Source organism: Streptomyces sp. SID486 (genome assembly GCF_009865385.1).
In the GTDB taxonomy this organism is placed as follows: domain Bacteria; phylum Actinomycetota; class Actinomycetes; order Streptomycetales; family Streptomycetaceae; genus Streptomyces.
Map to the genome: position 1 here is coordinate 1 of NZ_WWJT01000503.1, position 9,778 is coordinate 9,778.

7 protein-coding genes and 1 pseudogene are annotated in these 9,778 nt (G+C 74.7%); 3 read left to right on the plus strand and 5 right to left on the minus strand.

The features are described 5' to 3' along the window. Window positions 1-150 precede the first annotated feature (150 nt). From GT045_RS23485 to GT045_RS23500, 4 genes are all read right to left on the minus strand, one after another. Window positions 151-531: a hypothetical protein gene (locus GT045_RS23485; protein WP_161335342.1), complete on the minus strand. Its 381-nt coding sequence runs from the start codon at window positions 529-531 to the stop codon at window positions 151-153. A 485-nt stretch (window positions 532-1,016) separates the two neighbouring features. After that, complete coding sequence (locus GT045_RS23490; RefSeq protein WP_161292883.1) at window positions 1,017-1,931, minus strand: MurR/RpiR family transcriptional regulator; 915 nt, start codon at window positions 1,929-1,931, stop codon at window positions 1,017-1,019. Window positions 1,932-2,009: 78 nt separating this feature from the next. Beyond that, the gene (locus tag GT045_RS23495; RefSeq protein ID WP_161335343.1) at window positions 2,010-3,806 is read right to left on the minus strand and encodes a phospholipid carrier-dependent glycosyltransferase; all 1,797 of its coding nucleotides are present in this window, start codon (window positions 3,804-3,806) and stop codon (window positions 2,010-2,012) included. Window positions 3,807-4,094: 288 nt separating this feature from the next. Next, window positions 4,095-4,772: a nucleoside/nucleotide kinase family protein gene (locus GT045_RS23500; protein WP_161294595.1), complete on the minus strand. Its 678-nt coding sequence runs from the start codon at window positions 4,770-4,772 to the stop codon at window positions 4,095-4,097. 85 nt (window positions 4,773-4,857) lie between these two features. Here GT045_RS23500 and GT045_RS23505 point away from each other — a divergent pair, with 85 nt between their 5' ends. Together GT045_RS23505 and GT045_RS23510 are read left to right on the plus strand one after the other, a co-directional pair. Further along, entirely contained in the window at window positions 4,858-5,595 is a 738-nt protein-coding gene (locus tag GT045_RS23505) for a beta-phosphoglucomutase family hydrolase (protein ID WP_161294596.1), read from the plus strand. Next, window positions 5,592-7,946 carry a glycosyl hydrolase family 65 protein gene (locus GT045_RS23510; RefSeq protein ID WP_161294598.1) on the plus strand — a complete coding sequence of 785 codons (2,355 nt, stop codon included), beginning with the start codon at window positions 5,592-5,594 and terminating at the stop codon, window positions 7,944-7,946. The genes GT045_RS23505 and GT045_RS23510 overlap by 4 nt, the downstream gene beginning before the upstream one ends. A 162-nt stretch (window positions 7,947-8,108) precedes the next feature. Here the strand turns inward: GT045_RS23510 and GT045_RS23515 are convergent, their stop codons facing one another. Further along, the gene (locus GT045_RS23515; protein WP_202528845.1) at window positions 8,109-8,492 is read right to left on the minus strand and encodes a BlaI/MecI/CopY family transcriptional regulator; all 384 of its coding nucleotides are present in this window, start codon (window positions 8,490-8,492) and stop codon (window positions 8,109-8,111) included. Between the two features lie 167 nt (window positions 8,493-8,659). On the opposite strand from GT045_RS23515, the pseudogene GT045_RS23520 reads away from it, so the two are divergent. Then, a pseudogene (locus GT045_RS23520) lies at window positions 8,660-9,778 on the plus strand (hypothetical protein); the annotation flags it as partial.

Below are 9,778 nucleotides of genomic sequence, written 5' to 3' on the forward strand. Positions count from 1 at the left end.
GTGACGGGGGCGGGCCGGGCCCGGGTGATGCGGGGCGAGGGGCCGACGGGGACGTGCCGGGCCCGGGTGATGCGGGGCGAGGGACCGACGGGGACGTGCCGGGCCCGGGTGACGCGGGGCGAGGGACCGAAGGGGGCGGGCCGGGCGGGGTCAGCGGCCGGTGCCGCGGCCGGCCAGGGCCTCGCTGACGGCGCGCACGCTGCGCGCGATGTGCTGCAGCTGCAGGACCTCGGCCGCGTACAGCTTGATCGTGTGTTCGATGACCGACTCGGGCAGCCCGAGCACCGGCAGCTCGGCCCGCGCGGTCTGCAGGGCGGTCCGTGCGACCCGGATCTCCTGCTGCACCTGGATCTGCGCGTGCCGGGCGAGCAGGACCGGATGCCGGATGAGCGCCGGATAGCTGGCGTAGCGCGCGGGGATCAGCTCGCGCAGCCACTTGGCCGCCGAGCGCTCCCAGTCGTAGCTGCCCGGCGTCTTGACCTGGCAGGGCCAGTCGGGGCTGATGCGCGTGCTGGTCAGGGGCATGATCATCACTTCCGGTGTGCGGCGTCGTGAGGATGGTCGACGAATTCGAGCGGCCCCGGCCTAGGGGATGGCCGGGGCCGCCACGGGCGCGTCGCGCAGACGATGCGCCCCGGGACACTCCGGGCGCCGACGTGGGTAGGGGACGGCGGCACGGAGTGCCCGTTCGGGAGCCCCGGGCGCGGGGGACCGGCGCTGCGTGCGGTGGTACGTGCGCATGGGCGGTCCGTCGGCTTTCTCGGGGCGGTGTGCGTGCGGTGAGGTCCGCGGAGCAGTATTTATATATGCCGACCGGTTTGCAAGACGTATGAAAACATTCATGCGTGATTTGCGGTGAAACATCCCCGTCCAGGGGGTCGGTGACCGCAAGATCTTCACGGATGACGCGCACGGGCGGAAGGATCAACCGCCCGAAAGGGCCCCTTCGCGAGCCGCCGACCGGGGCCCGGCGGCGGCCGTCAGCCCTTCGGGAAGAACTGGTGCCGCGGCGGCTGTCAGTCCTTCAGGAAGAACTGGTGCTGGTCGGAGAGCTGCTCGTACTTCTCCAGCCGGGCCTGCGTGCGCTCCGGATCGGCGTCCGTCATGGCCTGCAGCAGCGCCGCGGCCAGCACGCCGGGCGCAGCGTAGGAGTCGAAGACCAGCCGGGAGCCCGTGCCGGTGGCGAAGGTGACGTCGGCCTCGTCGGCCAGCGGCCCCAGCGCCAGGTCGGTCACCAGGGCCACCTTCAGTCCCGCGCCGCGCGCCACCCGGACGGCGTTCAGCGTCTCCTGGGAGTGCCGGGGCATGGCGAAGGCCAGCACCCAGCTGCCGCCCGCCTCACGGGCCTGCAGGAGCGCGTCGTAGGCCACGCTGCCCCCGAGGGTCACCAGCCGCACGTCCGGGTGGATACGGCGGGCGGCATAGCCGAAGTACTCGGCCAGCGACACCGAGATACGCAGCCCGAGGACGGTCAGCGGGGTGGAGCGGGACAGCTCGCGGCCGACGTGGATGACCCGGTCGGGGTCGGCGAAGTCGCGCCGCAGGTTCTCCAGGTTCTGGATCTCGCCGTCGACGGCCGCCTGCAGCTCGTTGGCCCGGTTCTCCTCGCCGGGCCCGGCGAGGCTGCTCAGCGCGATGGACTGGAGGCGCTCGCGCAGCGCCGGATAGCCGCTGAAGCCGACGGCGGCGGCGAACCGGGTGACGGAGGGCTGGCTGACCCCCACCCGGTCGGCCAGCTCGGTGATCGACAGGAACGCCGCCTCGGTGATGTGCTCGATCAGGTACTGGGCGATGCGCCGCTGCCCCGGCGACAGACGGGGGCCGTCGAAGAGCTCCCTGAGCCGGGAGGTCGGGGCGGCCTCGGCCGCGGGCGCCGTCCTGCCGGACGTGATCGCTGATGCCTGCGCGCGTGCCTGCTGCGGCGAGGGCACGGGTCGGCCTCCTTTGTCTGCCACGAGCACTCAACATAGCTCACCGACCGTCGTGACCAGGGGGTTGAGGCAGGGGGCTCACCGGCGGTACAGGCTGATGGAACGGCCTACTTCGCCGACCGGACGACTGCTCGCGATCAGCCCGGCGAGCCGCCCGCGCGCCTTGGCGACCGCGGAGTCCGACACCACCAGCAGCCCGTGCACCCGGTCCGGCGGGACCGTCCGCGGATCGGCGGCCCGGATGCCGTAGTACGACGGCACACCGCTGCCCTTGTACACCAGCCACACCCGCTCACCCGGGTACCGGTCACGGAGCCGGTCGGCCAGCCGGCCGAGGTCCTGTCCCCAGTCCACGTTCGAGTCGTGCAGCAGCCGGTGGGTGTGCGCGGGACCCCCGAACGCCTCGTTCGCGTACGGCAGGTAGTACGGGAACGCGCGCAGGGAACTCACCGCCGCGCACGCCACCAGCGCGGCCGCGAGGAGCCTGCTCCCGCGCAGCCGGACGGTGACCGCGCAGGCCGCCGCCACCGCGAGGAACATGGGCACGAACACGGCGTACCGGGTGCCGAAGTCCCGCGCCCCCGTCATCGCCGCCGCCAGCAGCACCGCGGGCGGCACCAGCAGGTACGGCGCCGCGGACCGCAGGCGCCGCCGCGCCACGACCGCCACCGCTCCGGCCGCGCCCAGCGCCAGCAGCGCCAGCGGCGTCTTCACCAGCAGCGCGGCCGGGAGGTAGTACCAGAGCGAACCGGTGTACAGGTGCCCGAAGAGGAAACCCTGCCAGGGCCGCTCCTCCAGAGCGAACTGCATCCCCATCCCGGCCCGGTACGCCGGCGGCACCGGCAGCAGCCCCGCCAGCCGCCCCCGCAGCCCCGCCACGGCCGGCACCGGCTCGACGGGCGAGAACCGCAGCCGGGGGTCGACGACCAGGTACGCCAGCCACACGACGCTTACGGCCACGGCCACCACGACCCCCGCACCCACCAGCGCGGCCACCACGCGCCGCCGTCCGCCGGCCGCCCCGCGGACGGCGCCGCCCGCGCCCGCCGGTACCGCCGGCCCCCGCTGCCCCCCGCCGGCCGCCCGCCGGCCGGAGCGGGGCCACCACGAGACCGCGGCGGACCGCTCGGCGGCCGGCACCGACACCGCCGCCAGCACCATCAGCACCGGCACCGCGGGCAGCGCGCTCATCTTGGTCGCCACAGCCGCCCCCAGGGCCGCCCCCGCCGCCGGCAGACACAGGACAGGCCGGCGCCGGGCGCGCCACACCAGCCAGACCGACGTCAGCACGAACCCGGCCGCGGGGACGTCCAGCGTGGCCAGCGACCCGTGCGCGATCACATCGGGCGAGAAGGTGTACAGGGCCAGCGCGGCGGTCCCGCCCGCCGCGCCCGTCAGGTCCCGGGCGAACGCGAACACGACCAGCCCGCACAGCAGCGTCAGCGCGATCACCGGGAGCCGCGCCCACAGCATCAGCCGCCAGGGGTCGTTGCCCGACTCGTAGAGCAGATGCCGGCCCACCGCCCCCTGCGTGCCGGTGTACGACGGGTCGTAGTGCGGGTCGGCCACCGCCACCCCGGCCGCGATCAGCAGCTTCCCGAGCGGCGGATGCTCGGGGTTGTAGCGCAGCCGGTGCTCGTGCAGGTAGTCGGTGGCCGTCGCGACGTACACCGGCTCGTCGATGGTGGGAGTCTGCTGGACGGCCGAGGTGACCATCGCCACGGCCATCTGCGCCAGCAGCAGCACGACGAGGAGCGGCAGCAGCCCGCGCCGGTGCCGGCGCAACCGGGCGTACGCGCCGGCGAGGACCGGCCGCGACGGCTCCGGGACACGCACCCCGGGAGCGGGGACCGTTCGCTGTTCGGGCGCCATCATCCGCTCCCCGGTGACGCCGGCCCCGCGACGGCGCGAGGACCCGGGGTACGCACCGCGTCCCCGGGTCGACCACGGCCTTGCGACCGCACCGCTCCCGCCACCGCCGGCGTCACCACCGCACGCGTCCTACCGGCGGACCCTCCGCCGTGCCCACCGATACGTCCCACACCCCCGCGCGGTTCACGCCGGCGCCCCCCGATCGGCGTGCGCGTCGCGCACGTACCCGGCCACCGCCCGCGGCGCCCCCGCGCCGAGGAGCGCCAGGCGCACCTGTCGGCCGGGGATCCCTCAAGCCCCGGACGCCGGGTCCCGGCCGGCGGAGCGGCCGGGCAGCGCCGAGGGCGGGACCAGCAGGTCCGCCCGCGCCCGGGTCGGGGCGATCAGGTCGGCGTTGGCCTGGTCCGTGCCCCGCGCCCACGCCACGGCCGCCGCGTGCTCCTTGCCGAACTCCTCGTGCCGGGCGACCAGCCGGCGGAGCCGCTCCTCCTCGGCGATCTCGCAGAACCACACCTCGTCCAGACACGCCCGCACCCGCGCCCACGGCCCCTCCGGCAGCAGCAGGTAGTTCCCCTCGGTCACCACCAGCCGGGCCTCGGGCGGCACGGGGAGCACACCGGCGAGCGGCTGTTCCAGCACCCGCTCGAACCCCGGCGCGTACACCACCTCGTCGGTCTCCTCGCGCAGCCGCCGCAGCAGCGCCGCGTACCCGGCCGCGTCGAACGTGTCCGGCGCGCCCTTGCGGTCCCGGCGGCCCAGCCGGTCCAGTTCGGCGTCGGCGAGGTGGAAGCCGTCCATGGGAACGTGCGCGGCCCGGCACACCCCGTCGCCGTTGAGGGCCCGCACCAGGTTCTCGGCCAGCGTCGTCTTGCCCGCGCCGGGACTGCCCGCGATGCCGAGCAGCGCACGCCGGCCGTCGCGGGGCAGGGAACGGGCGCGCGTGAGGAGGTCGTCGAAGGCGAGCGGCATACGGCAGAGTGTGTCACCGGCCGGCCCCCGTACGTGTGGCGTGCGCCACTCATTTGAGGTCCGCCAGGCGGGGAACAGTCCCCCTATGAATCAGCTCGGTCTGCCCGACACCATCCAGGCATGCCTGTTCGACCTCGACGGGGTCGTCACCAAGACGGCCGTCGTACACGCGGCGGCCTGGAAGGAGACGTTCGACGCGCTCCTGCGCGACTACCAGGGCGCGCAGGGAAGGCCGTTCGACGCCGCCGACTACGACGAGTACGTCGACGGCCGCCCCCGCGCCGACGGCGTCCGCGCGTTCCTGGACTCACGCGGCATCCGCCTCCCGGAGGGCGAGCCCGGCGACCCGCCGGACGCCCGCACCGTGCACGGCGTCGGCAACCGCAAGAACGATCTGCTGCTCGAGAAGATCCGCACCGGCGGAGTGGAGGCGTACGAGGGCACCTTGCGCTATCTGGAGGCGGTGCGCGCCGAGGGGCTGCGCACCGCGATCGTCTCCTCCAGCGCCAACTGCCGGGACGTGCTGCGGTCCGTGGGCGCCGAGCACTTCTTCGACGTACGCATCGACGGCGTGGTGGCCGCCGAGCGGAACCTGCCGGGCAAGCCGCGCCCCGACACCTTCCTCGCCGCCGCCCGCGACCTGGGCGTCGAGGCGTCCCACGCGGCCGTGTTCGAGGACGCGCTGGCCGGCATGGACGCGGGCCGCGCGGGCGGCTTCGGGTACGTCGTCGGCGTGGACCGCGTGGGCCAGACCGACGCGCTGTACGAGCACGGCGCCGACACCGTCGTACGGGACCTCGCCGAGCTGGGGGGCAAGCAGTGATCAACGAGCGGGCGTACGCCGTCGAACCGTGGACCGTGCGCGAGACCGCCCTGGACCTCGACGTGCTCGCCCAGAGCGAGTCGGTGTTCGCGCTGTCCAACGGGCACGTCGGCTGGCGTGGCAACCTGGACGAGGGCGAACCGCACGGTCTGCCGGGCAGCTACCTCAACGGCGTGCACGAGGTGCACCCGCTGCCGTACGCGGAGGCCGGCTACGGCTATCCGGAGTCCGGACAGACCGTCATCAACGTCACCAACGGCAAGGTCCTGCGGCTGCTCGTGGACGACGAGCCGTTCGATCTGCGCTACGGCCGGCTGGTCTCCCACGAGCGGGTGCTGGACCTGCGCCGCGGAGTGCTGGAGCGGACCTGCGAGTGGACCTCACCGGCCGGGTCGACCGTACGGGTCCGTTCGACCCGGCTGGTGTCGCTGACCCAGCGGGCGGTGGCCGCCGTGGCCTACGAGGTCGAGGCCGTCGGCAGCCGCAGCCGGGTGGTCATCCAGTCCGAGCTGGTCGCCAACGAGAGCCTGCCGGAGCCGGACGGCGACCCGCGCGCGGCGAAGGCGCTGAAGTCGCCGCTGGAGCAGGAGGACGGCTTCGCCGCCGGTGAGCGGCTGCGGCTGGTGCACCGCACCCGGCGCAGCGGTCTGCGGGTCGCGGTGGCCGCCGACCACGTGGTCACGGGCCCCGAGCGCACTACCAGCCGCAGCGAGAGCGGCATCGACGTCGCCCGGCTGACCGTCACCTCCGTGCTGGAGCCCGGCCAGACCCTGCGGGTGGAGAAGCTCGTCGCCCACGGCTGGTCCGGCGCCCGGTCGCTGCCCGCCATGGCCGACCAGGTCGACGCCGCGCTCGCCGCCGCCGCGCACGACGGCTGGCAGGGCCTGCTCGCCGACCAGCGGGCCTGTCTGGACGACTTCTGGGCGCGTGCCGACGTCGAGGTGGAGGGCGACGAGGAGATCCAGCAGGCCGTCCGGTTCGCCCTGTTCCACGTCCTGCAGGCGGGGTGCCGTGCCGAACGCCGCGCGATCCCGGCGAAGGGCCTGACGGGCTCCGGATACGACGGGCACGCCTTCTGGGACACCGAGATGTTCGTGCTGCCGCTCCTCGCCCACACCGCGCCCCAGGCCGTGGCCGAGGCGCTGCGCTGGCGGCACTCCACCCTGGACGAGGCCCGCGAACGCGCCGCTCAGCTGGGCCTGGCCGGGGCCGCCTTCCCCTGGCGGACCATCGCCGGCCCGGAGGGCTCCGCCTACTGGCCGGCCGGCACCGCCGCCTTCCACGTCAACGCCGGCATAGCCGACGCCGTCGTCCGGTACGTCGAGGCCACCGGCGACACCGGTTTCGAGCGGGAGACCGGGGTGGAACTGCTGGTCGAGACGGCGCGGCTGTGGCGGTCGCTCGGCCACCACGACGCCCACGGGGTGTTCCACCTCGACGGCGTCACCGGACCCGACGAGTACAGCGCGGTCGCCGACGACAACACGTACACCAACCTGATGGCCCGCCAGAACCTGCGCGCCGCCGCCGACGCCGTGGAACGCCACCCGGACGAGCGGCGCCGGCTCGGGGTGGACGAGGAGGAGAGCGCCGCCTGGCGGGACGCGGCCGACGCGATGCACGTCCCCTACAACGACGAACTCGGCGTCCACGAACAGCACGCAGGGTTCACCCGCTACCAGCGCTGGGACTTCGAGGCCACCCGCGCCGACCAGTATCCGCTGCTGCTCCACTTCCCCTACTTCGACCTCTACCGCAAGCAGGTCGTCAAACAGGCCGACCTGGTGCTGGCCATGTACACCTGCGGCGACTACTTCGAGCGGGAGTGCGACGAGGAGCAGATCGCCCGGAACTTCGCCTACTACGAACCGCTGACCGTCCGCGACTCCTCGCTGTCCGCGTGCTGTCAGGCAGTCATCGCCGCCCTGACCGGCCATCTGGACCTCGCCTACGCGTACACCTCCGAGGCCGCGCTGATGGACCTGCACGACCTGGAGCACAACACCCGCGACGGGCTGCACATCGCCTCGCTGGCGGGCACCTGGATGGCGCTGGTCGCGGGGTTCGGCGGGATGCGCCGCGAGGCCGGCCGGCTGCGTTTCGCGCCCCGGCTGCCCGAGCGGTTGCGGCGGCTCGCCTTCCACGTCCAGTTCCGCGGCCGCAGGCTGCGCGTGGACATCGGCGCGGACAAGGTGACGTACGCGCTGCTGGACGGCGAGCCGCTGACGCTCAGCCACCACGGTGAGCCGCTGACCGTCAGCACCGAGGAGCCCGCCGTGCGGGCCGTGCCGCCGATGATCCGCCGGCCCACTCCCGAACAGCCCCTGCACCGGGCCCCGAACGGGGGCTGAGCCGAAGCGGGTTCCCCGCACCCGCGCGGCGCAGGACCGCCGCGGGGGTGCGGGCCGTCCGGCGGGTGCGCGCGGTTCACTCCCGTTCGCGCGGCTGTCCGGGCCCGGCGGACGCCGGACCGCTGCCGCTGCCGCTGCCGGCTGCAACGCAGGGCCCGGGCCTCACATGCCCTCTCCGGCGAGCAGCGTGCGCAGCGCCGTCTCCTCCTCCGGGCTCAGACCGGTCACGAAGTGCCGGAGCGCGGCGATCGGGTCCGGTCCCCGGTCCAGGGCCTCGTGCATCGCCTGGGCGGTCAGCTCGGCCGCGTTCCTGGCCGGCCGGTACGCGCCGCGCCGGCCGTCGGCGTCCCGCAGCACCAGCCCTTTGTCGTACAGGCGTTTGAGGATCGTGTGGACCGTGTTGTACGCGAGGCCGCCGCCGATCCGGGGCTGGATCTCGGCGGGAGTCAGTGGCCGCTCGGTGGCCCAGAGGGCGGCCAGCACCTCGCTCTCCAGCTGCCCGGCGCCGCGTCGCTCCGCCCTGTCCGGGGCCCCTGTGCCAGCCATGCCCCAACCTTACAGCGCGTAGGGCCGTCGCCCGGATGGCCCTGCCCGCCGGGTGCGGGCGGGTGATCCGCGCCGGTTTGACCGCGTTTTTTGCTGTCGGCGCCCCGGCTCGACGGGTCGGGAGGTGACAGTGAGCCCCTACGACCCGCGGGTACGAAGGGGTGGTCATGGCCGGCAGCGCGCACACCGCACTCGACGCCGACGCCGTGAACCACGAGCGCCCGTGGCGCACGCCCGCGGGCACCGCTCGTGCCGCCTGGCCGCTCGCCGCCGTCGCCGCCGCCTTCACCCTCGCCCAACTGCTCCTCGTCAGGCCCGGCATGGGGCTGGGCTGGGACGAGACGGTGTACGTCAGCCAGGTCGGCCGGCACGCCCCCGCGGCCTTCTTCAGCGCGCCCCGCGCGCGGGGCGTCTCCCTGCTGGCCGCCCCCGTCGCGGCCTGGTCGTCGTCCACGGCGCTGCTGCGGCTCCATCTCGCCCTGCTGTCCGGCCTCGCGCTGTACCTGGCCCTGCGTGCCTGGCGCGGACTGTTCCCGGAGCGCGTACTCGTTCTGGCCGGCGCCCTGTTCGCCTCGCTGTGGGTGACCCTGTTCTACGGTCCCCGGGCCATGCCCAACTACTGGGTCGCCGTGGCCGCCCTGGCCGCGGTGGCCTGCTTCCTGCGCGTCCGCGCGGGCGGGGCGGGCCGTGGTGCCTGGTGGGGGCTGGCGGCGAGCGCGGCGCTGATGGCGTGCATGCGGCCGGTGGACGCGGTCTGGGTGGCCTTGCCCCTGCTCGCCCTGGGCCTCGCCCGACACCGGCGCCGGGCGCTGTGCGTCCTGCTCGCCGGGCTCGCCGCCGGCGCCGCCGAGTGGGTGATCGAGGCGTACGTCGCCTACGGCGGGCTCGCCCGCCGGCTCTCCGACGGCGCGGCGATCCAGGGCGGGTTCGGCTGGCACCTGGCCGTCGTGGACGAGCTGCGCAGCCTGGGCGGCCGTACGCTGTGCCGGCCGTGCACCGGCGCCCTGCCGCATCCCCTGCTCACCCTCTGGTGGTTCGCCCTGCCCCCGCTCGCCGTACTCGCGCTCGTCGTCGCCGTGCGTGCCCGGCGCCCGGCCGCCACGGCGCTGCCGCTCGGCTGCGCGGCGACCGCCGCCTTCCCCTACCTGTTCCTGATCGGCTACGCGGCGCCCCGTTTCCTGCTTCCCGCCTACGCCCTGCTCGCGGTCCCGGCCGCCGACGCGCTCGTCCACCTCCTGTCGCCGCGCCACCCGGCGTTGCGCCCGCCGCGCCACCCGGCGTTGCGC

What these genes read in the sequence shown, in the direction of transcription:
- GT045_RS23505 (WP_161294596.1), top strand. Translation starts at nt 4,858, where the DNA reads ATGAATCAGCTCGGTCTGCCCGACACCATCCAGGCATGCCTGTTCGAC.
- GT045_RS23500 (WP_161294595.1), bottom strand. Translation starts at nt 4,772, where the DNA reads ATGCCGCTCGCCTTCGACGACCTCCTCACGCGCGCCCGTTCCCTGCCC.
- GT045_RS23495 (WP_161335343.1), bottom strand. Translation starts at nt 3,806, where the DNA reads ATGATGGCGCCCGAACAGCGAACGGTCCCCGCTCCCGGGGTGCGTGTC.
- GT045_RS23485 (WP_161335342.1), bottom strand. Translation starts at nt 531, where the DNA reads ATGATCATGCCCCTGACCAGCACGCGCATCAGCCCCGACTGGCCCTGC.
- GT045_RS23515 (WP_202528845.1), bottom strand. Translation starts at nt 8,492, where the DNA reads ATGGCTGGCACAGGGGCCCCGGACAGGGCGGAGCGACGCGGCGCCGGG.